Source organism: Streptomyces sp. NBC_01689, from assembly GCF_036250675.1.
Taxonomy (GTDB): Bacteria; Actinomycetota; Actinomycetes; order Streptomycetales; family Streptomycetaceae; genus Streptomyces.
This window is the reverse complement of the sequence record NZ_CP109592.1, coordinates 4,583,751-4,609,585: the sequence shown is the minus strand read 5'-3', so window position 1 is coordinate 4,609,585 and position 25,835 is coordinate 4,583,751. Positions and strand designations below refer to the sequence as shown.

Genomic DNA, 25,835 nt, shown 5'->3' with positions numbered 1-25,835 from the left:
CGAAGGGAAGCGCCCGGAGGAAAGCCCGAGAGGGTGAGTACAAAGGAAGCGTCCGTTCCTTGAGAACTCAACAGCGTGCCAAAAATCAACGCCAGATATGTTGATACCCCGTCTCCGGCCGATCGGTCGGGGCGAGGTTCCTTTGAAAAAGTCCTGCCTTTCGGGGCAGGCGCACAGCGAGGACGCTGTGAACCGGGGGATTATTCCTCCCTCGGTTCCGCTCTCGTGTGTGTTTCGCCGGATTACCGGTAAGCATTCACGGAGAGTTTGATCCTGGCTCAGGACGAACGCTGGCGGCGTGCTTAACACATGCAAGTCGAACGATGAAGCCCTTCGGGGTGGATTAGTGGCGAACGGGTGAGTAACACGTGGGCAATCTGCCCTTCACTCTGGGACAAGCCCTGGAAACGGGGTCTAATACCGGATAATACCTGCCTGGGCATCTGGGTGGGTTGAAAGCTCCGGCGGTGAAGGATGAGCCCGCGGCCTATCAGCTTGTTGGTGAGGTAGTGGCTCACCAAGGCGACGACGGGTAGCCGGCCTGAGAGGGCGACCGGCCACACTGGGACTGAGACACGGCCCAGACTCCTACGGGAGGCAGCAGTGGGGAATATTGCACAATGGGCGAAAGCCTGATGCAGCGACGCCGCGTGAGGGATGACGGCCTTCGGGTTGTAAACCTCTTTCAGCAGGGAAGAAGCGAGAGTGACGGTACCTGCAGAAGAAGCGCCGGCTAACTACGTGCCAGCAGCCGCGGTAATACGTAGGGCGCAAGCGTTGTCCGGAATTATTGGGCGTAAAGAGCTCGTAGGCGGCTTGTCACGTCGGGTGTGAAAGACCGGGGCTTAACCCCGGTTCTGCATTCGATACGGGCTAGCTAGAGTGTGGTAGGGGAGATCGGAATTCCTGGTGTAGCGGTGAAATGCGCAGATATCAGGAGGAACACCGGTGGCGAAGGCGGATCTCTGGGCCATTACTGACGCTGAGGAGCGAAAGCGTGGGGAGCGAACAGGATTAGATACCCTGGTAGTCCACGCCGTAAACGGTGGGAACTAGGTGTTGGCGACATTCCACGTCGTCGGTGCCGCAGCTAACGCATTAAGTTCCCCGCCTGGGGAGTACGGCCGCAAGGCTAAAACTCAAAGGAATTGACGGGGGCCCGCACAAGCAGCGGAGCATGTGGCTTAATTCGACGCAACGCGAAGAACCTTACCAAGGCTTGACATACACCGGAAACGGCCAGAGATGGTCGCCCCCTTGTGGTCGGTGTACAGGTGGTGCATGGCTGTCGTCAGCTCGTGTCGTGAGATGTTGGGTTAAGTCCCGCAACGAGCGCAACCCTTGTTCTGTGTTGCCAGCATGCCCTTCGGGGTGATGGGGACTCACAGGAGACTGCCGGGGTCAACTCGGAGGAAGGTGGGGACGACGTCAAGTCATCATGCCCCTTATGTCTTGGGCTGCACACGTGCTACAATGGCAGGTACAAAGAGCTGCGAAGCCGTGAGGCGGAGCGAATCTCAAAAAGCCTGTCTCAGTTCGGATTGGGGTCTGCAACTCGACCCCATGAAGTCGGAGTTGCTAGTAATCGCAGATCAGCATTGCTGCGGTGAATACGTTCCCGGGCCTTGTACACACCGCCCGTCACGTCACGAAAGTCGGTAACACCCGAAGCCGGTGGCCCAACCCCTTGTGGGAGGGAGCTGTCGAAGGTGGGACTGGCGATTGGGACGAAGTCGTAACAAGGTAGCCGTACCGGAAGGTGCGGCTGGATCACCTCCTTTCTAAGGAGCATCTAGGCTGCCAGGTTCGCCTGGTGGTCCAGGGCCATTACGTCGGCAAACGTTCGACGGTGGTTGCTCATGGGTGGAACGTTGATTATTCGGCACTTTCAGTCATCTCAGGCTGCCAGTACTGCTCTTCGGAGTGTGGAAAGCTGATCGGAGTGGCGAGGGTGTCGGGCACGTTGTTGGGTGTCTGAGGGTACGGCCGAAAGGCTGCCTTCAGTGCCGGCCCCAGTGAACTCCGGTTGTAGCCGGGGGTGATGGGTGGTTGGTCGTTGTTTGAGAACTGCACAGTGGACGCGAGCATCTGTGGCCAAGTTTTTAAGGGCGCACGGTGGATGCCTTGGCACCAGGAACCGATGAAGGACGTGGGAGGCCACGATAGTCCCCGGGGAGTCGTCAACCAGGCTTTGATCCGGGGGTTTCCGAATGGGGAAACCCGGCAGTCGTCATGGGCTGTCACCCATACCTGAACACATAGGGTATGTGGAGGGAACGCGGGAAGTGAAACATCTCAGTACCCGCAGGAAGAGAAAACAACCGTGATTCCGGGAGTAGTGGCGAGCGAAACTGGATGAGGCCAAACCATATGCGTGTGAGACCCGGCAGGGGTTGCGTATGTGGGGTTGTGGGATTTCTCTTTCACGGTCTGCCGGCCGTGAGACGAGTCAGAAACCGTTGATGTAGGCGAAGGACATGCGAAAGGTCCGGCGTAGAGGGTAAGACCCCCGTAGTCGAAACATCAGCGGCTCGTTTGAGAAACACCCAAGTAGCACGGGGCCCGAGAAATCCCGTGTGAATCTGGCGGGACCACCCGCTAAGCCTAAATATTCCCTGGTGACCGATAGCGGATAGTACCGTGAGGGAATGGTGAAAAGTACCGCGGGAGCGGAGTGAAATAGTACCTGAAACCGTGTGCCTACAAGCCGTGGGAGCGTCGGATGTGTGCTTGCACATGTCTCGTGACTGCGTGCCTTTTGAAGAATGAGCCTGCGAGTTTGCGGTGTGTTGCGAGGTTAACCCGTGTGGGGAAGCCGTAGCGAAAGCGAGTCCGAATAGGGCGATTTAGTAGCGCGCTCAAGACCCGAAGCGGAGTGATCTAGCCATGGGCAGGTTGAAGCGGCTGTAAGAGGTCGTGGAGGACCGAACCCACCAGGGTTGAAAACCTGGGGGATGACCTGTGGTTAGGGGTGAAAGGCCAATCAAACTCCGTGATAGCTGGTTCTCCCCGAAATGCATTTAGGTGCAGCGTCGTGTGTTTCTTGCCGGAGGTAGAGCACTGGATAGGCGATGGGCCCTACCGGGTTACTGACCTTAGCCAAACTCCGAATGCCGGTAAGTGAGAGCGCGGCAGTGAGACTGTGGGGGATAAGCTCCATGGTCGAGAGGGAAACAGCCCAGAGCATCGACTAAGGCCCCTAAGCGTACGCTAAGTGGGAAAGGATGTGGAGTCGCACAGACAACCAGGAGGTTGGCTTAGAAGCAGCCACCCTTGAAAGAGTGCGTAATAGCTCACTGGTCTAGTGATTCCGCGCCGACAATGTAGCGGGGCTCAAGCGTACCGCCGAAGTCGTGTCATTGCAGCAATAGGGCCAACGCCCGCTGTGATGGGTAGGGGAGCGTCGTGTGCCGGGTGAAGCCGCGCCGGAAGGCAGTGGTGGACGGTTCACGAGTGAGAATGCAGGCATGAGTAGCGATACACACGTGAGAAACGTGTGCGCCGATTGACTAAGGGTTCCTGGGTCAAGCTGATCTGCCCAGGGTAAGTCGGGACCTAAGGCGAGGCCGACAGGCGTAGTCGATGGATAACCGGTTGATATTCCGGTACCCGCTGTGAAGCGTCAAACATTGAACCAGGCGATGCTAAGTCCGTGAAGCCGCCCTGGAGCCTTCGGGCGAAGGGGAGTGGTGGAGCCGACGGACCAGACCTGTAGTAGGTGAGTGATGGGGTGACGCAGGAAGGTAGTCCATCCCGGGCGGTGGTTGTCCCGGGGTAAGGGTGTAGGACGTTGTCCAGGTAAATCCGGACAGCACATAGTCTGAGACCTGATGCCGAGCCGATTGTGGTGAAGTGGATGATCCTATGCTGTCGAGAAAAGCCTCTAGCGAGTTTCATGGCGGCCCGTACCCTAAACCGACTCAGGTGGTCAGGTAGAGAATACCGAGGCGTTCGGGTGAACTATGGTTAAGGAACTCGGCAAAATGCCCCCGTAACTTCGGGAGAAGGGGGGCCATCACCGGTGATGAGTCTTGCACTCTGAGCTGGGGGTGGCCGCAGAGACCAGCGAGAAGCGACTGTTTACTAAAAACACAGGTCCGTGCGAAGCCGTAAGGCGATGTATACGGACTGACGCCTGCCCGGTGCTGGAACGTTAAGGGGACCGGTTAGTCACTCTTCGGGGTGGCGAAGCTGAGAACTTAAGCGCCAGTAAACGGCGGTGGTAACTATAACCATCCTAAGGTAGCGAAATTCCTTGTCGGGTAAGTTCCGACCTGCACGAATGGCGTAACGACTTCTCGACTGTCTCAACCATAGGCCCGGTGAAATTGCACTACGAGTAAAGATGCTCGTTTCGCGCAGCAGGACGGAAAGACCCCGGGACCTTTACTACAGTTTGATATTGGTGTTCGGTTCGGCTTGTGTAGGATAGCTGGGAGACTTTGAAGCTCGCACGCCAGTGTGGGTGGAGTCGTCGTTGAAATACCAGTCTGGTCGTGCTGGATGTCTAACCTGGGTCCGTGATCCGGATCAGGGACAGTGTCTGATGGGTAGTTTAACTGGGGCGGTTGCCTCCTAAAGAGTAACGGAGGCGCCCAAAGGTTCCCTCAGCCTGGTTGGTAATCAGGTGTTGAGTGTAAGTGCACAAGGGAGCTTGACTGTGAGACCGACGGGTCGAGCAGGGACGAAAGTCGGGACTAGTGATCCGGCGGTGGCTTGTGGAAGCGCCGTCGCTCAACGGATAAAAGGTACCCCGGGGATAACAGGCTGATCTTCCCCAAGAGTCCATATCGACGGGATGGTTTGGCACCTCGATGTCGGCTCGTCGCATCCTGGGGCTGGAGTCGGTCCCAAGGGTTGGGCTGTTCGCCCATTAAAGCGGTACGCGAGCTGGGTTTAGAACGTCGTGAGACAGTTCGGTCCCTATCCGCTGTGCGCGTAGGAATATTGAGAAGGGCTGTCCCTAGTACGAGAGGACCGGGACGGACGAACCTCTGGTGTGCCAGTTGTCCTGCCAAGGGCATGGCTGGTTGGCTACGTTCGGGAGGGATAACCGCTGAAAGCATCTAAGCGGGAAGCCTGCTTCGAGATGAGTATTCCCACCCCCTTTGAGGGGTTAAGGCTCCCAGTAGACGACTGGGTTGATAGGCCGGATCTGGAAGGCGGGTAACCGCTGGAGGTGACCGGTACTAATAGGCCGAGGGCTTGTCCTCAGTTGCTCGCGTCCACTGTGTTGGTTCTGAAACCACGAACAACCGTCGTAGCCGTTTTGGCTGTGGCTCCGGTTGTGTTTCATAGTGTTTCGGTGGTCATAGCGTGAGGGAAACGCCCGGTTACATTCCGAACCCGGAAGCTAAGCCTTACAGCGCCGATGGTACTGCAGGGGGGACCCTGTGGGAGAGTAGGACGCCGCCGAACAAATATTGAGGAGACCCCCGTACCGGGAAATCGGTACGGGGGTTTTCTGCGTTCAGGGGGCATTCCGTCCTAGTGTTGCCGCATGCGCTATGACCTGGTCATCTTCGACAACGACGGCGTCCTCGTGGACAGTGAACCGATCTCCAACGGCATCCTCGCCGCGTACCTGACCGAACTCGGACACCCCACCTCGTACGAGGACTCCGTCCGGGACTACATGGGGTCCGCGATGCACCGTGTCCACGACCTGGTCCAGGAGCGCACCGGGCAGCGGCTGCCCGACGACTTCGACGACGTCTTCCACGCGCGGGTCTTCGCCGCGTTCGAACGCGAACTGCGGCCGGTCGCCGGAGCGGTGCAGGTGCTGGAGAAACTGACCGCGGACGGAGTGCCGTACTGCGTGGCCTCCTCCGGCAGCCACGAGCGGATCCGGGTGGGACACCGCACCACCGGCCTCGACCGGTGGTTCGACGAAGGACGGGTCTTCAGCTCCCAGGACGTGGGGAAGGGCAAGCCGGCCCCCGACCTGTTCCTGCACGCCGCCGAGCGGATGGGCGTCCCACCGCGGCGGTGCGTCGTCGTGGAGGACAGCCCGCTCGGCGTGCGGGCGGCGAACGCGGCCGGCATGGACGTGTACGGGTTCACCGCCATGACCCCCGCGGCACGGCTCACCGGGGCCACCCGGCACTTCTCCGACCTGGCCGACCTTCTCGACCTGCTCGTATGACCCCCGCCACCGGGCGCCGCTGACATTTGTCATGACGAGCTCCGGACGATCGTTTCTGTCGGCGAGCGGGGTCCGGCCGCGAAGCTGAATACAGCGAAGAGCGGCACGTACACGGCGACGACGGAGGGACCCGACCATGAGCGTCACGGCCACGGAGAGCGGTATCGCGGCGGCTGTCGCCGACGGCGGACCGAGGGCCGCCACCCGGCGGCACTTCCTGCCGCTGGTCGTCGACGTGGCGGTGCCGATCGGCTCGTACTACCTGCTCAAGAGCGGCTTCGGGATGAGCACCATGGCGGCGCTCGGGTGGAGCAGCGTGGTGCCCGCCGTGCGGACCGTGTGGAGCGTGGTGCGGGAGCGGAGGGTCAACGCGCTGGCCGCGCTGATCCTGTTCGTCAACGTGGCGGGCCTGCTGCTGAGCCTGGTCGCCGGTGACCCGCGGCTGATGCTCGCCAAGGACAGCGGGGTCAGCAGCGTGATCGGGATCGGCGTCCTGGTCTCCGTGATGGCGGGCCGGCCGATGATGACGACGGCGATGAAGCCGTTCGTGACCAAGGGGGACCCGGCGCGGACCGCCGCCTGGGAGCGGCTGATCGGCGGGTCCGAGCGGTTCCGGAGGTTCGAGCGGACCTTCTCCCTCGTGTGGGGCGTGGCGCTGCTCGGCGAGTGCGTCGTACGGATCGTGGGGGCGTACACGCTGCCCGTCGACACCATGGTGTGGCTCGGCACGGTCGTCATGATCGGCACGATGGCGCTGGCCATGGTGGTCAGTGGTGGTCTCGCCGCCGGTCCGATGGAGGCGATGGTCAGGGGGGAAGCGGCCGGCCGGACCGGGGAGCTGTGACCGTTTCACCGCAGAGTTGAGCGGAATTCATCTTCGGCTGGATCTACCCACCGGTAGGCCGGGGCCCTACGCTCGCCGCCATGACAGATGTGCTGCGGCGCGGCAGGGCCTCGCTGGCGTTCAGCTTCTTCGCCCAGGGCGCCACCTTCGCGCTGCTGGTGACGCGCATCCCGGCCATCCAGGACCGATACGGGGTCTCCGACGCGCTGCTGCCGGTCTTCCTCGCGGCCGTGCCGATCCTGGCCGGTGTGGGGAGCGTGACCACCGAGCACCTGGTCAAGCGGATACGTCCCAGCCGGCTCCTGCGCTGGTCCCAGCCCGTGGTGCTGCTGGCGCTGCTCGGGGTGGGCACGGGGGACCGGCTCGTGGAGATGGCGGTGGCCCTCGGTGCCTTCGGGCTCGCGGTCGGCGCGCTCGACGCCTCCATGAACATGCTGGGGGTGAGCCTGCAACGGGCGTACGGGCGCAGCATCATGCTCGGCTTCCATGCCACGTACAGCCTGGGCGGGATCGTGGGCGCCTCGCTCGCGTGGGCGGGGGCGCACTGGCACCTGTCGTTGTTCACGTCCTACCTGCCGGTCGTGCTGGTGCTGCTGCCGGCCGCGTTCCTGGGCAGCCGGTGGTACGTCGACGGGGACGCGGCGGCCGGGCCGCAGAAGGCGGGGGACGGGCCGGAGGGGAAGGCGGAGGGCGGCCCGGTCGTGTTCAAGCTGCTGCTGCCGCTGTGTCTGGTGATGACGTTCGCGTACATCGGGGACTCGACGGTCTCCAACTGGAGTGCCAAGTATCTGCAGGACGTGCTGGGGAGTTCGGAGCAGCTGGCGACCGTTCCGTACAACGTCTACATGGTGATGACGCTGGTGGGGCGGGCCGTGGGGGACGTCGGGGTGCGGCGGTTCGGCGCGGTGGCGGTGGTGCGGCTGGGGGCCGTGGTGGCGGCGCTGGGGTTCGGGGTGGTGGCGGCGGCGCCCGGGGCGTGGGTGGGGATGCTCGGGTTCACCCTGCTGGGGCTGGGGCTGTGTGTGCTGGTTCCGCAGACCTTCGCGGCGGCCGGGAGGCTCTTCCCGGGGGCTTCGGACGCGGCCATCGCGCGTCTGAACATCTTCAACTACGTGGGGTTCCTGGTCGGTTCGCCGTTGGTGGGGGCGCTGGGCGACGCGTGGAACTACCGGGGCGCCATGCTGGTGCCGATGGTGTTGGTCCTGGTGACGCTGGGGTACGCCCGCTCGTTCGCGCCCGGTCCGGACCGATACGGTGACGGGCATGAGCGGCCGCGCACAGCTGATGTGGGACGAGGCAGTAACGGGCTATGACTTCGGTCCGGACCATCCGATGGATCCGGTCCGGCTGGCGCTGACCCGGGGACTGGTCGGTGCCTTCGGGCTCGACCGGGACGTGGACGTGGTCGCGGCGAAGGCGGCCGGGGAGTCCACCCTGCGGCTGGTGCACCGGCAGGACTACGTGGAGGCGGTCAGGGCCGCCTCCGCCGATCCGGCGGCGGCGGACGTCTCGTACGGGCTGGGGACCCTGGACGATCCCGCCTTCGGGGGGATGCACGAGGTGTCCGCGCTCATCGCGGGGCAGTCGGTCGGCGCGGCGGAGGCGGTGTGGCGCGGGGACGCGCTGCACGCGGTGAACTTCGCGGGCGGGCTGCATCACGCGATGCCGGGTGCCGCGTCGGGGTTCTGCGTCTACAACGACGCCGCGCTGGCGGTCGCGCGCCTGCTGGAGCTCGGGGCCGAACGGGTCGTCTACGTGGACGTCGACGTGCATCACGGGGACGGGGTGCAGGCCGCCTTCTGGGACGATCCGCGGGTTCTGACGATCTCGCTGCACGAGCACCCGCGGGCGCTGTTCCCCGGGACCGGATGGCCCGAGGAGACCGGCGGTGAGGGGGCTGAGGGCGGCGCGGTGAACGTGGCGCTGCCGGCCGGGACGGGGGACGCGGGGTGGCTGCGGGCCTTCCACGCCGTCGTGCCCGAACTGGTCGCGGACTTTCGGCCGCAGGTGCTCGTCACCCAGCACGGCGCCGACACCCACTTCGAGGACCCGCTCGCGCATCTCGCGGTCTCCCTCGACGCGCAGCGGGCGGTACAGGTCGCCTGTCACGACCTGGCGCACGAGTACGCCGACGGGCGGTGGGTCGCGCTGGGCGGCGGCGGGTACGCGGTCGTGGAGGTCGTACCGCGGTCGTGGACGCATCTGGTGGCCGTCGCGGCGGGGCGGCCGATCGCGCCCGAGACGGTGATCCCGGAGAGCTGGCGTCAGGAAGTCTTCGCCCGTACACGGCAGTTGGCGCCGGCGAGGATGACGGACGGGCGCTGGCCGGTGCCGTGGAAGGACTGGGAGTCGGGGTACGACCCGGCGGACCGGCTCGACCAGGCGATCGTGGCGACCCGGCGGGCGGTCTTCCCGCTGCGGGGACTGCTCGCGTAGGACCGCTCCGCCGGGTGCCGCCGGAGAGAGATGTCCATTACGCCAACTGTGGGGCGTTTTCTGGATTTTCGGGGTGAACGTCCGGCGCATGTACCAGCATCGCTGACGTGTTGAGCACCGGAGCATTGCGCGCGCATCTGCTGGCCGCCCGGCTGGCCGGGCCCGTCGCCACCTCGCGCGAGGAGAGTCTGCGGAGTTATCGGCTCTTCGCGGCCCGTGATCCTCGTGTGTTGCTCGGACTTGATCCCGAATGGACCTGGCGGCAACGGGATCTGATCGAGTTGATGGCGGACAAGTGCGGGGTTTCGGCCGATCCGGCCCACACGAGCGGGCATGATGTGATCGACCCGGAGCGGACCCTGGCCGCGCTGGAGGCCTTCGCCCGACGGCTCGGTCAGGCGGCCCGCAACCGCGAACCGGTCCTGCTGGGAACCGGTCACCCGCACCGGCTGCTCGGTTTCTACGCCACTCTCGCGGACGCGTTGTCGTCGGCGGGATGTACCGTCCTCACTCCCGCGCAGGGTAGCTCTGTCGACATAACGACCCGGTTCGGTCTACGCACGTACAGCCTCGACTACGTACAGGGCGTCGCGTTGGTGCGCGAACCGGGGGTGCGTGCCCCCCGTGGTGCGACCGGCGCGCACTCCCACTCGCCACTCCCGGTTCGTACCGTTCTGGGCGCCGCGGCGGAGGCCGGGGGACCGCTCCCGGAGCTGGTGATCGGTGACCACGGATGGGTCTGCGGAGCAGGTCAGCTGGGGTTCGAGGCCATGGGGCTGGCCGATACGGACGATCCCGCGCTCTTCGTCGGAGAGGCAGAGGGGCGGGTGTCCGTCGTCGTTCCGGTTGATGACGCTGTGCGGTCTGATTACTACCGACCGCTTACTCGCTATGTACTCAATCGAGCGTGTCTGTCACAGTAGGCGGCCGATGGCATCCCCTCTTCCCCACTCGCATCACCCGCCCCTACATTGGGGAGTGAGCACGCAACGACGAAGAGTCACCGGAAGGGGAAGCCGGTGGCCGTCGAGTGCGGAAGGTTCAGGTGTGTCATGGCTGCAGCGGGCGAGAGGCCTCTGAACGAGGTTCAGTTCCTTACCGTGGCGGAAGTCGCCTCGGTGATGCGAGTGTCGAAGATGACCGTGTACCGCTTGGTGCACAGCGGTCATCTGCCGGCGATCCGGGTGGGGAGGTCCTTCCGGGTGCCGGAGCAAGCGGTTCACGAGTACCTCCGCGAGAGCTATGTGGGGGTGGAGACGGCCTGACGGCGGCCGGGTGGAGTTCCCGGAAAGCCCTCGTGGCCACCCCGGGAATGCACTCGGATCACCTCGATTACGACCCTGGCGCTCGGACGGGTAGGCTGGCCCCTCATAGGTCGTGTGGGCCCATGCAGCCCAGCACCGAGTAAAGAGAAGTGAGCGAGGGTAGTCGTGGGCTCTGTTATCAAGAAGCGGCGCAAGCGGATGGCCAAGAAGAAGCACCGCAAGCTGCTCAAGCGCACTCGCGTTCAGCGTCGCAACAAGAAGTAAGGCCGTGCCCCGCCTGAGCGGGGCTCGTCCTTGCGAGGTGCGACAGCTGTCGACAGCGCGCTCTGTGGCCCCCCACCTGCCGGTGGGGGGCCACAGCGTTTTCCGGCCGCGGGCGGCCGCGCGTCTGCGCCCGCGGTGCCCTCAGGGAGGATGCTGTGCGTACGCCTGCGGGCCCCGCGGTCCCGTCCGGTCGTAGGCCCCCGGCTCACCGTCATCGCGTGCGCCGGGCGGTCATCCCGGCGCAACATCGACCCGCTAGGTTGGCGGCACACGGGGAACACGGCAGGCTACGAGCAGAGCTACGTCCAGATACGTCCAGCACGGGAAGAGAGGCGCTGATCTTGGGGAAGGTCGTGCTCGTGACCGGAGTGGCCCGCCAGTTGGGGGGCCGGTACGTACGACGGATCCAGCGTGACCCGCAGGTGGACCGCGTGATCGCCGTGGACGCGGTGACGCCCGAGCACCATCTGGGCGGTGCGGACTTCGTCCGGGCCGACATCCGCCAGCCCACGATCGCCCGGGTGCTCGCCGAGCACTCCGTCGACACGGTCGTGCACATGGACGTGACGGGCACCGCGCTGAGCGGCGGCAGCCGGACGACGGTCAAGGAGACCAACGTCATCGGCACCATGCAGCTCCTCGGCGCCTGCCAGAAGTCCCCGACGGTCAAGCGGCTCGTCGTGAAGTCCAGTACGAACGTCTACGGGTCCGCGCCCCGCGACCCGGCCGTGTTCACCGAGACGACCCCGCCCAAGTCGCTGCCCAGCGGCGGCTTCGCGAAGGACACGGTCGAGGTCGAGGGGTACGTACGGGGCTTCGCGCGCCGCCGGCCCGACGTCGCCGTGTGTGTGCTGCGCTTCGCGAACATCCTCGGCCCGAGCGCGGATTCGCCCCTCGCGTCGTACTTCGCGCTGCCGGTGCTGCCGACGGTGTTCGGGTACGACCCGCGGCTCCAGTTCGTGCACGAGGACGACGTCATCGAGGTGCTGCGGATCGCCTCGGACGAGCCGGAGCGGGGCACGCTGAACAGCGGCACGTTCAACATCGCCGGAGACGGCGTCCTGTTGCTCTCGCAGTGCGCGCGACGGCTGGGCCGTCCCACGGTGCCGCTGCTGTTGCCCGCGCTCACCTGGGTGGGCACGGCGGTGCGTACCCTGGGGGTGACGGACTTCTCCCCGGAGCAGTTGCGGCTGCTGACGCACGGCAGGGTCGTGTCGACGAATCAGATGCGCGAGACGCTGGGGTACAAACCGAAGTACTCGACGGCCGAGACCTTCGCGGACTTCGCACGCAGCCGGGGCCCGGGACTCCTGCCCCCCGAGGCCCTCGCGGGGGCCGTCGACAGGATCGCCGCGCTGCCCGTCCTGGGCGGCGGCCAGCCCCCGACACTGAGCGCCAACTGAGGAGCGCATCGACGATGGCGGACGCCAAGGTCATTCCGTTCGACGACGACCGCTCGCGCGGGGGTGCGGCGCAGCGCCCGGCGCGGCGGCGGACCACGGGGAGCCGGCGCACGGGCGATCCCGCGGTGGTCCGTGAGGTCCAGCCCCTGCCGGGCCGGCCCCACCCGCAGGATGATGTTCCTGTGACGCGTGAGGAGAAGCCGGTTCAGCAGCCCCGGAACGGTGGCGGGCTGGAACGGCGTGTGGCCGGGGGCCTCGCCTTCCTGCGCCGGCGTCTGACCGGTGACTACGAGGTCGACGACTTCGGGTACGACCAGGAGCTCACCGACCAGGTCCTGATGTCCATGATCCGCCCGCTCTACGAGAAGTACTTCAGGGTCGAGGTCAAGGGCATCGAGAACATCCCCTCCGAGGGCGGGGCGCTGATCGTCGCGAACCACTCCGGGACGCTGCCGCTGGACGGCCTGATGATGCAGGTCGCGGTCCACGACAACCATCCGGCGGGCCGGCATCTGCGGCTGCTCGCGGCCGACCTGGTCTTCATGCTGCCGGTCGTCAACGAGCTGGCCCGCAAGGCCGGTCATACGCTCGCCTGTGCCGAGGACGCCGAACGGCTGCTGGAGCGCGGTGAGCTGGTCGGGGTGATGCCGGAGGGCTTCAAGGGCATCGGCAAGCCGTTCAGCGAGCGCTACAAGCTCCAGCGCTTCGGGCGCGGCGGGTTCGTTTCGACGGCCCTGCGGCAGGGCACCCCGATCATCCCGTGCTCGATCGTGGGCGCGGAGGAGATCTACCCCATGATCGGGAACGCGAAGACGCTCGCGCGGCTCCTGGGATTCCCGTACTTCCCGATCACGCCGACCTTCCCGTGGCTCGGGCCGCTCGGGGCCGTGCCGCTGCCGACGAAGTGGACGATCCAGTTCGGTGAGCCGATCCCCACGGACGGGTATCCGCCGGAGGCCGCCGAGGACCCGATGCTGATGTTCAACCTGACGGACCAGGTGCGGGAGCAGATCCAGCACACGCTGTACAAGCTGCTGGTGCAGCGCCGGTCGGTCTTCTTCTGACGCCGGTCGCCGGTCCCGGGCCGCCGGGTCCCGCGACCCCTGACGTACGCGGATACGCGGATACGACGGTGGGGCACCCTTCGAGGAAGGGTGCCCCACCGTCGTAGGTGCCCGCGGGGTTACCGGCTGTCCTCGCTGTCGATGCCCAGCCCCGGAAGGAGACCGGGGAGCAGCGGGGGCAGGGTGACGTCGGGGGCGCCACCGGCCGGGCTGGACTTGCCCGCCGACGGGGAGGTGCTGGTGGTGTCCTTGGGCGGGTCCAGCAGGCCGCCCGTGCTGCCGCCGAGGAGACCCTCGCCGGTGGTGCCCGAGGCGGACGGCTTCGGCTTGCTGGTGCTGCTGTGGCTGCCGGCGCTGGAGCCGCTGCTGGCACTGGGTGCCGGACGGTCCGTGCCGGTCGAGCCGGGGGCGTCCGAGCTGGCACCGCGGTGCCGGCCCGTGCCCTCCTGCACGGGGGCCTTCGGGAGCAGCGAGCGCAGCGGGTCGACCTCCTGGTCTATGGCGGCGAAGACCGACGAGACCTGCTGACTGACGTCGCCGAGCTGGACGGGCAGTCGGTCGCGCAGTGCGCCCCAGGCCTGGCGGTGGGACTGGGCGAACGCGGAGAGGGCCTGGATCGGGCCGAGGGAGCCGTCCCGTTCGTACGCCTCGTGCAGCAGGCGGTGGCCTTCGGTCGCGTCGTGCTGCATGCCGGACAGGGCGCGCCTGACCTCGCCCAGGGATTCGTGGTCGAGGCTGCCGGAGCGGCCCCGCTCCATCAGGCGGCGCGCCTCGCTCAGCCGGGTCGAGGCCTGGTCGAGGTAGAGCTCGCCCCGGTCGCTGTCGCCGTGGGCCAGGCCCAGCTTGATGTCCTCCATGCCTCGCTTGAGCCCGTAGAGCGAGTCTCCGGGCAGGGCGTCGGAGCTGGCGGCGGCCACTCCGCCGAACGCTCCGGCGGCGACGCCCACGGTGAGGCCGCCCGCGGCGAGCCCCTTGGACAGGCGCGAACGCGGTCGTAGCTTCCCCAGTCCGCTCGCCCGGTGCGCGCCTCGTGCCCGGTGCGAGCGCTGCCCGGGCACGGAACGGTCCGGGCCATCGCCCTCCGCGGCGGTGCCTTGCAGCAGCATGGCCTCCATCGCCGCGACGAGCTGGGCTCGCTGGACGACTTTGACCTCGGGGTCCAGCTCCGGTTTGGGCAGCTCGCCGAGACCGGTGGCGAGGGCCATCAGCAGGCCCTGCTCGGTCTGTTCCGCAGCAGCCGGGGGCGGTGCCGATCCATCGGGCTGCTCGGCCGCCGTGCCCTGGTCGGACTGCTCGTCCAGGGCCTGGGCGAAGGCGTTCGCCCGCCGGTGTGCCGATACGTTCGCGATCACTGGCGGCACCTCCTCTCGTCATGACGGTCGACTCCCCAGGGGGTCCTGAGGGTTGCACGCCCCGGGCGTGTCCACACGATCGGGTGACCGGTGGGAGCCGGGGAGTGACCACAGGGAGCCTGTATCCCGCACAACGAGCGTCGCGGCACTTGGGTTACGGACGACGGATGATCGGACCACGAAGTCAACAGACTTTTACAGAAGGTGAGTTGAGCGTCGCGGACCGTAGGCGGCTGTGCGGGTGGGGGGACGGGGTACGGGTTTCAGCGGGCGTCGTCCGGCAGGAGCCGGGCGAGGGTGCGGACGGCTCGGTACTGGAGGGTCTTGATGGCGCCCTCGTTCTTGCCCATCACCCGGGCGGTCTCGGCGACCGAGAGTCCCTGCAGGAAGCGCAGGGTGACACATTCCTGCTGCTGGGGGTTGAGACGTCGTACGGCGTCGAGCAGTGCCGCGTTCGACAGCGACTCCAGGACGGAGTCCTCGGGGCTGCGCTCGACCTCGTTCGCGTCGAGCATCTCGCCCGTGGTCACCTCCAGGCGGAAGCGGCTCGACTTGAAGTGGTCGGCGACCAGGTTGCGGGCGATGGTCACCAGCCAGGCGCCGAAGTCGCGGCCCTGCCAGGTGAAGGTGCCGATGCGCCGGAGGGCGCGCAGGAACGTCTCGCTGGTGAGGTCTTCCGCGGTCGCCTTCCCGCCGACGCGGTAGTAGATGTAGCGGTACACGGTGTCGCTGTACTGGTCGTAGAGCCGCCCGAAGGCATCGGCCTCGCCGGCCTGGGCGCGCTCGACGAGGTCCATCATCCGGGCGCTGTCGCTGTCTGCGGCCGGGCGGCGTGCGGTGGGCGTGGCGGCCGAGCCGGAGCGGCCCCGCCTGCCTACCGCCGCGCTGCCGTCGGCCAGTGCGTAGCACGGGCCGACGGGCGCGGGGAAGGCGAAGGCGGGGACGGCGTACGCGGTGGGGACGAAGCCGCGCAAGCGGTCGAGGACCGTTGCGCGCAGCGTAGCCAGGCCCGAGGCGTCAACCCCGACGTGTGAGTACACGGGACTCCCAGAGGCAGAGCTTCCATCACGTTCAGTGCGGGACCATTCACCCGTCGTAGCGACGGAGGGGTACCGGTTTGCGTCTGAGGAGAATAACGCTTCGTACAGGCAGTGCTACACCCAGTTGCTCAAATCATCGATTACGTCGCTTCTGTAACCTATTGACGCCTGATCAAGTGTCGTTCGGTGACCGATTGTTGATCGGATCAGGTCGGTTTTCGGCTCGGAGCGGGGCGTGTTGTGGCCGGGTGAGGGTGGCGGGACTGGTTGGGGCGTTGTGGGGGTAGGACGGCGGGAATGTGCGGCGGCGCGCCGGGGGCCGAGGGGCTTCCCGGGTGCGGGCGAGCGGGGGCCGGCGCGCGGTCGCGCGCGGCCCCTCGGCGACGGTGTGGGGCTGAGCCCCGGCCGTCTCGGGCGTTCCGGGTGCCGGTCGGCGGGGGCTGGGTCCGCGATTGCCCGCGCCGCTCAGAGGCGTCGGGCGCGAAAAGCGTCGGGCGCGCCCGCGGGTGGAGTGGCGGGCGCGCCCGGCGGATCAGCCCCGCGCGGGCCCGGTGTCCTCGGTGCGGGCGCGTGTCTTCGGGGAGTGAGCGGAGATTGCGGGGTCAGCGGCGGCGGCGGTGGAGGGCGATGGCCGCCGCCGTGCCGCCGGCCACCGCGCCGACCCCGGCCGCCGCCGGGATGCCGACCTTCGCGGCCTTGCGCGCTGTGCGGTAGTCCCGCAGCCGCCATTCGCAGGCACGCGCGTGCCTGCGCAGCTTGGCGTCGGGGTTGATCGCGTAGGGGTGACCGACCAGGGAGAGCATGGGGATGTCGTTGTGCGAGTCGCTGTAGGCCGCGCACCGCGTGAGGTCCAGGCCCTCCGCCGTGGCCAGCGCGCGGACCGCCTCCGCCTTCGCCGGACCGTGCAGCGGCTCGCCGACCAGCCGGCCGGTGTAGACGCCGTCCACCGACTCCGCGACCGTGCCCAGCGCGCCGGTCAGTCCCAGGCGGCGGGCGATCACCGTCGCGATCTCGACCGGGGCGGCCGTGACCAGCCACACCTTCTGGCCCGCGTCCAGGTGGGCCTGGGCGAGGGCGCGCGTGCCGGGCCAGATGCGCTCGGCCATGTACTCGTCGTAGATCTCCTCGCCGATGGACATCAGCTCGGCGACCCGGTGGCCCTTGACGATCGACAGCGCCGAGTCGCGGGCGTCCTGCATGTGTTCGGGGTCCTCGACCCCGGCCAGCCGGAACCACGCCTGCTGCCAGGCGAACCGTGCGAGATCGCGGGTCTCGAAGAACTTCCGCTTGTACAGGCCCCGTCCGAAGTGGAAGAGCGCGGCGCCCTGCATGACGGTGTTGTCCAGGTCGAAGAAGGCGGCGGCCTTGTCGTCGCCGAGCACCGGGAAGTCCGGTTCGTGCTCGGGGACGTCCGGTTCGGCGTCGTGGGCCAGTTCCTCCAGTTCCCGCGAGGATTTGCGCGCTGCCTCCGCCGAGGCCTCGCCTGCCAACACGCTCCGCGCGGTGGCGGAGCGCCTACGGGGAGTGAGCCATCCGAGAGCGGCCATGGCGTGAGCATAGCCAGTTTGTTCGGTGGTACCGGAGTCGCGAGGGTTCGAGGCTGTGAACTCTCCGCGACCGAGCCGTTAAAGAAGGGGTCCGCGGCGTTTCCGATCGGCGCGTCGGAGCCCGTGTCCGGGGCCGGTTGTCGCCTTGCGCGCCGAAGGGGGGCCCATGGGGCGCCCGCGGCGGGAGAATGGCCGGTATGAGTCCCATGTTCGGGCGCGGTGAGCGCCGTACGGAGAAGGCCGAGCGGGTGCGGAGGCCGGAGAAGGCCGAGAAGGCGGAGGCGGTGGCTCCGGGTGAGCGGTCGGTCACCCTCATCAGGAAGCCCGGCTGTCATCTGTGTGATGACGCACAACAAGTGGTGGAGAAGGTGTGTGGGGACCTCGGCGTGCCGTGGGAGGGGAAGGACATCACGCAGGACGAGGAACTGCACCGCGCGTACTGGGAGCAGATCCCCGTTGTGCTGGTGGACGGCGCGCAGCACACGTTCTGGAAGGTGGACGAGGGGCGTCTGCGCAAGGCCCTGGCCTCGTAGCGACGCCGGGACGCGGCCCGAGTCCGTCCTGACCGAGCAGTCCAGGTGGTCCGGAAAGTCGCCTAGGATCGACGGCGATTGGTCTCGGGGGCGGGATTCGTTGAGGAGTGTGTACGGCTTTGCCCCCTTCAGGTGCGGAACGAAGCTGTCCGCGCGCTGGTTCCATACCCGCGCGCCGGGCATGCGTGACCCCCGTCACGTTGCCCGGGCAAATCGGACACCATCTTTGTGCACGCGTTCACAAAGACATAGCCTGCATTCGACGGGGCGGTCTAGGTACGTGTGACCGCCTGCAGCCCCGCTCTACCCGCAGGAGCACCGTGGCAACTGGCCGAACTCACCGACCGGCGACCCGCAGCCGAGGAATTCCCGAGGCCACCGTCGCCCGTCTTCCGCTGTACCTCCGAGCCCTCACCGCACTGTCGGAGCGCTCGGTCCCCACGGTCTCCTCGGAGGAGCTCGCGGCCGCGGCGGGGGTCAACTCCGCGAAGCTGCGCAAGGACTTCTCCTACCTGGGCTCCTACGGGACGCGCGGTGTGGGGTACGACGTCGAGTATCTCGTCTACCAGATCTCCCGCGAACTGGGCCTGACCCAGGACTGGCCGGTAGTGATCGTCGGCATCGGAAACCTCGGCGCCGCGCTGGCCAACTACGGAGGGTTCGCGTCCCGCGGCTTCCGGGTCGCCGCGCTGATCGACGCCGACCCCGAGATGGCCGGAAAGCAGGTCGCGGGCATCGCCGTGCAGCACAGCGACGGCCTGGAGAAGATCATCGACGAGAACGGCGTCTCCATCGGCGTCATCACCACCCCGCCGGGCGTGGCCCAGCAGGTCTGCGACCGGCTGGTCGCCGCCGGGGTCACCTCCATCCTGAACTTCGCGCCGACCGTCCTGTCCGTCCCGGACGGCGTCGACGTGCGCAAGGTCGACCTCTCGATCGAGCTCCAGATCCTCGCCTTCCACGAGCAGCGCAAGGCCGGCGAGGAGGCCGAGGCACAGGCCGGTGCCGCCGCCCAGGCCGCCCAGGAGAACAACGGCAAAGGACCCGACGGGGACGTTCCCGCCGTGATGCCGGCATGAGTCTCCTCGTCGTCGGGCTGAGCCACCGCAGCGCCCCGGTCAGCGTCCTCGAACGGGCCACGCTGACCGCGGACACGCAGGTCAAGCTCCTCCAGGACACCGTCGCCGCCGAGCCGGCCGCCGAAGCCGCGGTGCTCGCGACCTGCAACCGCATCGAGCTGTACGCCGACGTGGACAAGTTCCACGCGGGCGTCGCCGAGCTGTCCACGCTGCTCGCGCAGCACAGCGGGGTCGGGCTCGAGGAGCTCACCCCCCACCTCTACGTGCACTACGAGGACCGGGCCGTCCACCACCTCTTCTCGGTGGCCTGCGGGCTGGACTCGATGGTCGTGGGCGAGGGCCAGATCCTCGGCCAGATCAAGGACGCCCTGGCGGCCGCGCAGGAGCTGCACACCGCGGGCCGCCTCCTGAACGACCTGTTCCAGCAGGCGCTGCGGGTCGGCAAGCGCGCGCACTCCGAGACCGGGATCGACCGGGCCGGGCAGTCCCTGGTCACCTTCGGCCTGGAGCAGCTGTCCTCGGGCGCGCCCGTCGACGTCTGGGCCAAGGGCAAGCGCGCCCTCGTCATCGGGGCCGGCTCCATGTCCTCGCTGGCCGCGGCGACGCTCGCGCGCGCCGGGGTCGCCGAGATCGTCATCGCCAACCGCACCCCGGACCGCGCGCGGCGCCTCGTCCAGATCCTCGAAGAGAACGAGGGCGGCGCCTGGGACGTGACGGCCCGCGCGGTACCGATGGACTCGGTGCCGGTCGAGCTGACACGTGCCGACATCGCCGTCTCCTGCACCGGCGCGACGGGTCTCGTCCTGACGGGCGAGTCGGTCGCGGCGGCCGTCGCGGGCCGCACGGGGCGGGCCGTCGCCGGTCAGGGCGTCGGCTCCGCGCGCACCGCGCCCGACGCGGACTCCTCCCGTCCGGCACCGGTCGCGCCCGTGGACGGCACCGGCCCGCTCGCGCCCACGAGCGTCGGCACCGAGGACGGCTGCCCGCTCGACGTCTCCACCGTGCAGGGCACGGCCGGGTTCTCCGTGCTCGGCGAGGCCGCCGTGGCCGGCATGGCCGCCGCCGAGCTGGAACAGCACGCGGCCTGGGTGGACAACGGCGACGCGGCGGCCCGTGCCCCGCGGGCCGCGGGGCTCCTCGACCCGGAGGCCGACACGGAGGCCATCGCGGCGCTCGCCGCGGCCGTGGCGGTCGTCGGCCGGGTCCCCGAGCGCCGCAGGCCCGAGCCGGTCGCCGAGGCGCCCCGGCCCGCGCCCGTGCTGGCCCTGCTCGACCTCGCCATGCCCCGCGACATCGACGCGGCCGTGCACCGCCTGCTCGGCGTGCGCCTGGTCGACATCGAGTCGCTGGCCGAGGCGTCCGCGGACGCTCCGATGGCCGCCGACGTGGACCAGGTGCGGCGGATCGTCGCCGACGAGGTGGCCGCCTTCAGCGCCGCCCAGCGGGCCGCCCACATCACCCCCACCGTCGTGGCGCTGCGCACCATGGCCGCCGACCTCGTCGCGAGTGAGATCGCGCGGCTCGACGGACGGCTGCCGGACCTCGACGACAAGCAGCGGGGCGAGATCACGCAGACCGTACGGCGTGTCGTCGACAAGCTGCTGCACGCGCCGACCGTACGGGTCAAGCAACTGGCCGCCGAACCCGGCGGCGCCGGGTACGCGGACGCGCTGCGGACCCTGTTCGACCTGGACCCGGAGACGGTCGCCTCCGTCTCGCGGGCCGAGAACAACACCGAGAACGCCAAGAACCGAGGGCGAGCATGAGTGAGCCGCGTGAGCCTCAAGGGCGCACCGGCGGCGAGAGTACGAACGTGCGCGGGCCCGATGGGCTCGGCACCGCCGGACTTCCGACGCCGGACGCATCGCCCCGAAGGGCTGAGCCGGAGCAAGGGGCACTGAGGCTGGGGACCAGGCGCAGCAAACTCGCCATGGCCCAGTCCGCACAGGTGGCGGACGCAGTGAGCAAGGTGACCGGACGGCCCGTCGAACTCGTGGAGATCACGACGTACGGCGACGTCTCCCGTGAGGACCTCGCGCAGATCGGCGGCACCGGTGTGTTCGTCGCCGCGCTGCGCGAGGCGCTGCTGCGCGGCGAGGTCGACTTCGCCGTGCACTCGCTCAAGGACCTGCCGACCACGCAGCCCGACGGGCTGGTCCTGGCCGCCGTGCCGGCGCGGGAGGACGCGCGTGACGTGCTCGTCGCCCGCGACGGTCTGACGTTCCCGCGGCTGCCGGAGGGCGCACGGGTCGGTACGGGGTCGCCGCGCCGGATGGCCCAGCTGAACGCGTACGCACGTGACCACGGGATGACGATCGAGACGGTCGCGATCCGGGGGAACGTGGACACCCGCATCGGGTACGTGCGCGACGGGAAGCTCGACGCCGTCGTGCTGGCCGCCGCCGGCCTCAGCCGCCTGGGGCGGCTGAGGGACGTGACGGACTTCCTGTCCGTCGACACCGTTTTGCCCGCCCCCGGCCAGGGGGCCCTGGCGATCGAGTGCGCCGCGGACGACGCGGACCTCGCCGCCGCGCTCGGAGCGCTCGACGACCCGTTCACCCGGGTCGCCGTGACCGCCGAGCGGTCCCTGCTCGCCGCCCTGGAGGCAGGCTGCAGCGCACCCGTGGGCGCGCTCGCCGACTTCCCCCGCGCTCTCGACCCCGGTCGAGCGGCGGGGAGCCCCGTGGCGGACGCGCAGATTGTCAAGGAAATGCGCCTGCGCGGCGTCGTCGGCACGACCGACGGCTCGACGCTGGTGCAGTTGTCCACCACCGGTCCCGTGCCCGAGACGCACGACCGCGCGAGGGAGCTCGGCCGTGAACTCGCCGCCGAGATGCTCGCCAAGGGCGCGGCCGGTCTGATGGGGGAGCGAGCACATTGAGCCCCACCAACCTTCCCGCCGGTCCCGAACACGGGCACGTCACCTTCCTCGGTGCCGGACCCGGAGATCCGGGACTACTGACCCTGCGCGCCGTCGAGGCGCTGGCGATCGCGGACGTCCTCGTCGCCGGGCACGAGGTGCTCGACGTCGTGCGTACGCACGCCAGGCAGAACGTCGCGGTGCTGAACACGGACACGGCTTTCGGCACGTCCGCCGGTCCGTACCCGGGCACAAACGCGTCCCCCTCAGCGGTTGTTGACGCCGTGTCAGCAGCCGAAGGTGACCCCGCGTCGAGGGACGCCGCCAATCTTGTCATGGAGGCCGCGCGGGGCGGCAAGCGGGTCGTGCGTGCGGTGTCCGGGGACCCCGGGCTCGACACGTACGCCGCCGAGGAGATGCTGGCCTGCGCCGCCGCGGGCGTGCCGTTCGAGGTCGTGCCCGGCGTCGCCGCGGCCGTGGGCGTGCCCGCCTACGCCGGTGTGCCGCTGCGGGACGCGCAGGGCGCGGACGTGCGGTTCGTCGACGCGCGGACGGCCTCCGACCGGTGCTGGACCGAGGTCGGTGCGTCGGACGGCACCGTCGTCGTGTCGGCGACGCTCGACTCGGTGGCCGCGGCCGCGGGGGAGCTCGTCTCCTCCGGACGCAAGCCGGACACCCCGATGTCCGTGACGGTCGCGGGTACGACCACGCGGCAGCGGACCTGGTCGGCCACGCTCGGGACCATCGCGCAGACCCTGAAGCAGGCCAAGGTGCTGCCGTCCCCGGACGGCGGCCGGCCGGTGATAGCCGTGGTCGGCGAGCGTTCCGCCGCCGCCCAGCGCGACCAGTTGTCGTGGTTCGAGTCCAAGCCGCTGTTCGGCTGGAAGGTGCTCGTGCCGCGCACGAAGGAGCAGGCGGCCTCGCTCTCCGACCAGCTGCGTTCGTACGGCGCCGTGCCGCACGAGGTGCCCACCATCGCCGTCGAGCCGCCGCGTACGCCGCAGCAGATGGAACGCGCGGTCAAGGGGCTCGTCACCGGACGGTACGAGTGGATCGCCTTCACGTCGGTCAACGCGGTGAAGGCGGTACGGGAGAAGTTCGAGGAGTACGGGCTCGACGCGCGCGCCTTCGCGGGGATCAAGGTCGCGGCGGTGGGCGAACAGACGGCGAGGGCGCTGGTCGCCTTCGGCGTGAAGCCGGATCTGGTGCCGAGCGGTGAGCAGTCCGCGGCCGGCCTGCTGGACGACTGGCCGCCGTACGACCCGGTGTTCGACCCGATCGACCGGGTGTTCCTGCCGCGGGCGGACATCGCCACCGAGACGCTGGTCGCGGGGCTCATCGAGCTGGGCTGGGAGGTCGACGACGTCACGGCCTACCGGACCGTGCGGGCGTCGCCGCCGCCGGCGGAGACCCGTGAGGCGATCAAGGGCGGCGGCTTCGACGCCGTGCTGTTCACGTCCTCGTCGACGGTGCGGAACCTGGTCGGTATCGCCGGCAAGCCGCACAACGTGACGGTGATCGCGTGCATCGGTCCCGCCACCGCCAAGACGGCGGAGGAGCACGGGCTGCGGGTCGACGTCATGGCCCCGGAGCCGTCGGTGCACAAGCTGGCGGAGGCGCTGGCGGACTTCGGCATGCGGCGGCGGGCCGCCGCGGCGGAGGCGGGGGATCCGGTGACGCGGCCCAGTGAGCGGCGGCCGGGGGCGCGGAGGCGGCGGGCCACGTAGGTCTTTGCCGGGTGAGTGGGGCGGTCGGGGCGGGGTTTTCCCGCCCCCGCCGCCCTTACCCGTCCCGTCCCCGGGGCTCTGCCCCGGACCCCGCCAGGGGCGCTGCGCCCCCTGGACCCCCGCCCTCGCCCGAAGGGCTCGTCCTCAAACGCCGGACGGGCTGCGGGTGTGCGCCTGCGCTCATCAGGCCCCGGGTCTTCGCCCGTAGGGCTCGTCCTGAAGCGCCGGACGGGCTGAGGGTGCGTGCCTGTGCTCATCGGGGCCCCGCCTTCGCCCGAAGGGCTCGTCCTCAAACGCCGGACGGGCTGAAGGGGTGCGCCCGCGCTCGTCAGGCCCGGCGGGCGCACCGGCACGATGTCGGCAAAAGGGGTGCGGCGGCGGGCGTAGCGTGGGGGGATGACCAAGTACGGATCCTTCCCCGGTACGCGGCCGCGGCGGCTGCGTACGACGCCTGTGATGCGGCGCATGGTCGCCGAGACCCGGCTGCACCCCGCGGACTTCATCCTCCCCGCGTTCGTGCGCGAGGGCGTGAGCGAGCCGGTGCCGATCGCGGCGATGCCCGGGGTCGTGCAGCACACCCGGGACAGCCTCAGGAAGGCCGCCCTGGAGGCGGTGGAGGCCGGGATCTCGGGGATCATGCTCTTCGGCGTGCCGGAGGACTCCAAGAAGGACGCCGTGGGGACGGCCGGAACCGACCCGGACGGGATCCTGCAGGTCGCCCTGCGGGATGTGCGCGCCGAGGTCGGGGACGACCTCCTTGTCATGTCCGACCTGTGTCTCGACGAGACCACCGACCACGGGCACTGCGGAGTCCTGGACGCCGAAGGGCGTGTGGACAACGACGCGACCCTGGAGCGGTACGCCGAGATGGCCCAGGTCCAGGCCGACGCCGGGGCCCATGTGGTGGGCCCCAGCGGGATGATGGACGGGCAGATCGGTGTCGTCCGTGACGCCCTGGACCAGATCGGCCGGGAGGACGTCGCCGTTCTCGCCTACACCGCCAAGTACTCCTCGGCCTTCTACGGACCCTTCCGGGAGGCCGTCGGCTCCTCGCTCAAGGGCGACCGCAAGACGTACCAGCAGGATCCCGCGAACCTCCGGGAGTCCCTGCGGGAGCTCGCCCTCGACCTGGAGGAGGGCGCCGACATGGTGATGGTGAAGCCGGCCGGCCCCTACCTGGACGTCCTGGCGCGGGTCGCCGACGCGGTCGACGTGCCCGTGGTCGCCTACCAGATCTCCGGCGAGTACTCGATGATCGAGGCGGCGGCCGAGAAGGGCTGGATCGACCGGGACAAGGCCATCCTGGAGACGCTGACCGGCATCAGGCGGGCCGGGGCGCGGAACATCCTCACGTACTGGGCGACCGAGGTCGCCCGGACGCTGCGCTGAGGGCTGTCCCGGAGCCTCAGTAGGACAGCGCGTCGTCGAGGCTCTGCTGCCAGTACGTCACCGTGAGCTTGTCGTCGACGTGCACGCCCTTCGCGGGCAGGGCCGGGGTCGAGCTGCTGCCCTTGGCGAAGCCGATCACCAGGGTCTTCGCCGTGTAGCCGTGGCCGCCGCTGCCGTCGCCCGCCGACAGCAGGACCCCCGCGTAGCCGGACTCGCCCGGGGCGAGGGTGACGACCGCCTGCGGGTGGGTCTCCTCGGCCACCGGCGGGACCGACTGCGCCTCGCCGAAGCGGGCGATCGGGTCGCCGGTCAGGTCGCAGTTCTTCGAGCCGGTGTTGGTGACGGTGAGGAGCAGGTGGTCGAGGGGGCGGGAGACCTCGGTCGCCGTGGTCCGGGTGTTGGAGCCGTTGCAGGCGGCGTTCCGGCTGCTCCCGCCGCCGGTGCCGGCGCCGCCTCCCGCGGCCTTGCCGCCGCCCGAGGAACCGCCCGTGGCGCCGGAGGAACCGCCCGTGGAGCCCTTCGGGGCGCCCTGCGTCGGAGTGGCGGCCGAGCCGCCGGCCGAGGTGCCGCTGTCGGCCGCAGGCTCGGCCGTCTTCGAGCCGCCCGGCCGGGCCGAGGACTCGGACGCGGCGGACGGTCCCTCGTCCCGTACGCCCTTTCCGTTGTCGCACGCCGTGAGGGCGAGCGCGGCGAGCGCGACCGTCGAGGCGGCGAGCAGACGGGTGCGGACGGTGCGTGCGGACATGGGTGATCCCCCTGTGGGTGTCGGACCGGGAAGGCCGCTCGACCGGTCGAGGCGAGCGGCGTGCTTGGATGACCACAGCTTGTGGGGTGATCCGTCCCGGCCGCCACGGTTGCCGGGGGATGCGGGACGCCGGAACGTTCGT

General features: G+C 68.7%; 19 protein-coding genes and 3 rRNA genes. 18 read left to right on the top strand and 4 right to left on the bottom strand.

The genetic code is table 11. The features are described from left to right. The first annotated feature begins 255 nt into the window (after positions 1-255). From OG776_RS19570 to OG776_RS19515, 12 genes are all read left to right on the top strand, one after another. Positions 256-1,781 (top strand): 16S ribosomal RNA (locus tag OG776_RS19570). A gap of 311 nt (positions 1,782-2,092) precedes the next feature. Then, positions 2,093-5,213, top strand: a 23S ribosomal RNA gene (locus OG776_RS19565). Between the two features lie 88 nt (positions 5,214-5,301). Continuing rightward, positions 5,302-5,418: ribosomal RNA gene (gene rrf / locus OG776_RS19560) — 5S ribosomal RNA — on the top strand. Together the 16S, 23S and 5S rRNA genes form the textbook arrangement of a ribosomal RNA operon. 82 nt (positions 5,419-5,500) lie before the next feature. Then, positions 5,501-6,145, top strand: a complete 645-nt coding sequence (locus OG776_RS19555) for an HAD family hydrolase (protein WP_148012264.1) — start codon at positions 5,501-5,503, stop codon at positions 6,143-6,145. A 136-nt stretch (positions 6,146-6,281) separates the two neighbouring features. Then, positions 6,282-6,989 carry a VC0807 family protein gene (locus tag OG776_RS19550; RefSeq protein WP_261994837.1) on the top strand — a complete coding sequence of 236 codons (708 nt, stop codon included), beginning with the start codon at positions 6,282-6,284 and terminating at the stop codon, positions 6,987-6,989. Between the two features lie 80 nt (positions 6,990-7,069). Next, positions 7,070-8,302 (top strand): MFS transporter, encoded by a 1,233-nt coding sequence (locus OG776_RS19545; RefSeq protein WP_329321886.1) that lies wholly within the window; start codon positions 7,070-7,072, stop codon positions 8,300-8,302. Then, positions 8,253-9,425, top strand: coding sequence for an acetoin utilization protein AcuC (locus tag OG776_RS19540; RefSeq protein WP_148012262.1), 1,173 nt, complete (start codon positions 8,253-8,255; stop codon positions 9,423-9,425). Before OG776_RS19545 ends, OG776_RS19540 begins: the two co-directional genes overlap by 50 nt. A 107-nt stretch (positions 9,426-9,532) precedes the next feature. Beyond that, positions 9,533-10,348, top strand: a complete 816-nt coding sequence (locus OG776_RS19535) for a phosphatase (RefSeq protein ID WP_148012261.1) — start codon at positions 9,533-9,535, stop codon at positions 10,346-10,348. Positions 10,349-10,477: 129 nt separating this feature from the next. Further along, positions 10,478-10,690, top strand: coding sequence for a helix-turn-helix domain-containing protein (locus tag OG776_RS19530; protein WP_004984898.1), 213 nt, complete (start codon positions 10,478-10,480; stop codon positions 10,688-10,690). 165 nt (positions 10,691-10,855) lie between these two features. Further along, positions 10,856-10,954 carry a 30S ribosomal protein bS22 gene (locus OG776_RS19525; RefSeq protein ID WP_003948845.1) on the top strand — a complete coding sequence of 33 codons (99 nt, stop codon included), beginning with the start codon at positions 10,856-10,858 and terminating at the stop codon, positions 10,952-10,954. A 341-nt stretch (positions 10,955-11,295) separates the two neighbouring features. Then, positions 11,296-12,357, top strand: coding sequence for an NAD-dependent epimerase/dehydratase family protein (locus tag OG776_RS19520; RefSeq protein WP_148012260.1), 1,062 nt, complete (start codon positions 11,296-11,298; stop codon positions 12,355-12,357). Between the two features lie 14 nt (positions 12,358-12,371). Continuing rightward, on the top strand, positions 12,372-13,421 hold the full coding sequence (locus OG776_RS19515) for a lysophospholipid acyltransferase family protein (protein WP_148012259.1): 1,050 nt from the start codon (positions 12,372-12,374) through the stop codon (positions 13,419-13,421). Between the two features lie 119 nt (positions 13,422-13,540). On the opposite strand, the gene OG776_RS19510 is transcribed toward OG776_RS19515, so the two are convergent. The 3 genes from OG776_RS19510 to OG776_RS19500 all read right to left on the bottom strand — a co-directional run bounded on the left by OG776_RS19510 (position 13,541) and on the right by OG776_RS19500 (position 17,360). Continuing rightward, positions 13,541-14,773 (bottom strand): DUF5667 domain-containing protein, encoded by a 1,233-nt coding sequence (locus OG776_RS19510; protein WP_148012258.1) that lies wholly within the window; start codon positions 14,771-14,773, stop codon positions 13,541-13,543. 263 nt (positions 14,774-15,036) lie between these two features. After that, positions 15,037-15,813, bottom strand: coding sequence for an ECF subfamily RNA polymerase sigma factor, BldN family (locus OG776_RS19505; protein ID WP_148012257.1), 777 nt, complete (start codon positions 15,811-15,813; stop codon positions 15,037-15,039). A gap of 602 nt (positions 15,814-16,415) precedes the next feature. Then, positions 16,416-17,360, bottom strand: a complete 945-nt coding sequence (locus tag OG776_RS19500) for an HAD family hydrolase (protein WP_148012255.1) — start codon at positions 17,358-17,360, stop codon at positions 16,416-16,418. Positions 17,361-17,548: 188 nt separating this feature from the next. On the opposite strand from OG776_RS19500, the gene OG776_RS19495 reads away from it, so the two are divergent. From OG776_RS19495 to hemB, 6 genes are all read left to right on the top strand, one after another. Next, entirely contained in the window at positions 17,549-17,893 is a 345-nt protein-coding gene (locus OG776_RS19495) for a glutaredoxin family protein (protein WP_187285867.1), read from the top strand. 320 nt (positions 17,894-18,213) lie between these two features. Next, positions 18,214-18,972, top strand: coding sequence for a redox-sensing transcriptional repressor Rex (locus OG776_RS19490; RefSeq protein ID WP_148012254.1), 759 nt, complete (start codon positions 18,214-18,216; stop codon positions 18,970-18,972). After that, positions 18,969-20,738 (top strand): glutamyl-tRNA reductase, encoded by a 1,770-nt coding sequence (locus tag OG776_RS19485; protein ID WP_329321879.1) that lies wholly within the window; start codon positions 18,969-18,971, stop codon positions 20,736-20,738. The genes OG776_RS19490 and OG776_RS19485 overlap by 4 nt, the downstream gene beginning before the upstream one ends. Positions 20,739-20,869: 131 nt before the next feature. Beyond that, entirely contained in the window at positions 20,870-21,853 is a 984-nt protein-coding gene (gene hemC, locus OG776_RS19480; protein ID WP_261994852.1) for a hydroxymethylbilane synthase, read from the top strand. Further along, complete coding sequence (locus OG776_RS19475; RefSeq protein ID WP_329321877.1) at positions 21,850-23,559, top strand: bifunctional uroporphyrinogen-III C-methyltransferase/uroporphyrinogen-III synthase; 1,710 nt, start codon at positions 21,850-21,852, stop codon at positions 23,557-23,559. Before hemC ends, OG776_RS19475 begins: the two co-directional genes overlap by 4 nt. Positions 23,560-23,955: 396 nt before the next feature. Continuing rightward, positions 23,956-24,948 carry a porphobilinogen synthase gene (hemB, locus tag OG776_RS19470; RefSeq protein ID WP_148012250.1) on the top strand — a complete coding sequence of 331 codons (993 nt, stop codon included), beginning with the start codon at positions 23,956-23,958 and terminating at the stop codon, positions 24,946-24,948. A gap of 16 nt (positions 24,949-24,964) precedes the next feature. Here the strand turns inward: hemB and OG776_RS19465 are convergent, their stop codons facing one another. Next, on the bottom strand, positions 24,965-25,693 hold the full coding sequence (locus OG776_RS19465) for a DUF4232 domain-containing protein (RefSeq protein ID WP_329326463.1): 729 nt from the start codon (positions 25,691-25,693) through the stop codon (positions 24,965-24,967). Positions 25,694-25,835 lie beyond the last annotated feature (142 nt).

Bases quoted from the DNA above. Each gene is read 5' to 3' on its own strand.
- OG776_RS19485 (WP_329321879.1), top strand. From the start codon at position 18,969: ATGAGTCTCCTCGTCGTCGGGCTGAGCCACCGCAGCGCCCCGGTCAGC.
- OG776_RS19555 (WP_148012264.1), top strand. From the start codon at position 5,501: ATGCGCTATGACCTGGTCATCTTCGACAACGACGGCGTCCTCGTGGAC.
- hemB (WP_148012250.1), top strand. From the start codon at position 23,956: ATGACCAAGTACGGATCCTTCCCCGGTACGCGGCCGCGGCGGCTGCGT.
- OG776_RS19495 (WP_187285867.1), top strand. From the start codon at position 17,549: ATGGCCGGTATGAGTCCCATGTTCGGGCGCGGTGAGCGCCGTACGGAG.
- OG776_RS19550 (WP_261994837.1), top strand. From the start codon at position 6,282: ATGAGCGTCACGGCCACGGAGAGCGGTATCGCGGCGGCTGTCGCCGAC.
- OG776_RS19530 (WP_004984898.1), top strand. From the start codon at position 10,478: ATGGCTGCAGCGGGCGAGAGGCCTCTGAACGAGGTTCAGTTCCTTACC.
- OG776_RS19540 (WP_148012262.1), top strand. From the start codon at position 8,253: ATGAGCGGCCGCGCACAGCTGATGTGGGACGAGGCAGTAACGGGCTAT.
- OG776_RS19500 (WP_148012255.1), bottom strand. From the start codon at position 17,360: ATGGCCGCTCTCGGATGGCTCACTCCCCGTAGGCGCTCCGCCACCGCG.
- OG776_RS19465 (WP_329326463.1), bottom strand. From the start codon at position 25,693: ATGTCCGCACGCACCGTCCGCACCCGTCTGCTCGCCGCCTCGACGGTC.
- OG776_RS19545 (WP_329321886.1), top strand. From the start codon at position 7,070: ATGACAGATGTGCTGCGGCGCGGCAGGGCCTCGCTGGCGTTCAGCTTC.
- OG776_RS19515 (WP_148012259.1), top strand. From the start codon at position 12,372: ATGGCGGACGCCAAGGTCATTCCGTTCGACGACGACCGCTCGCGCGGG.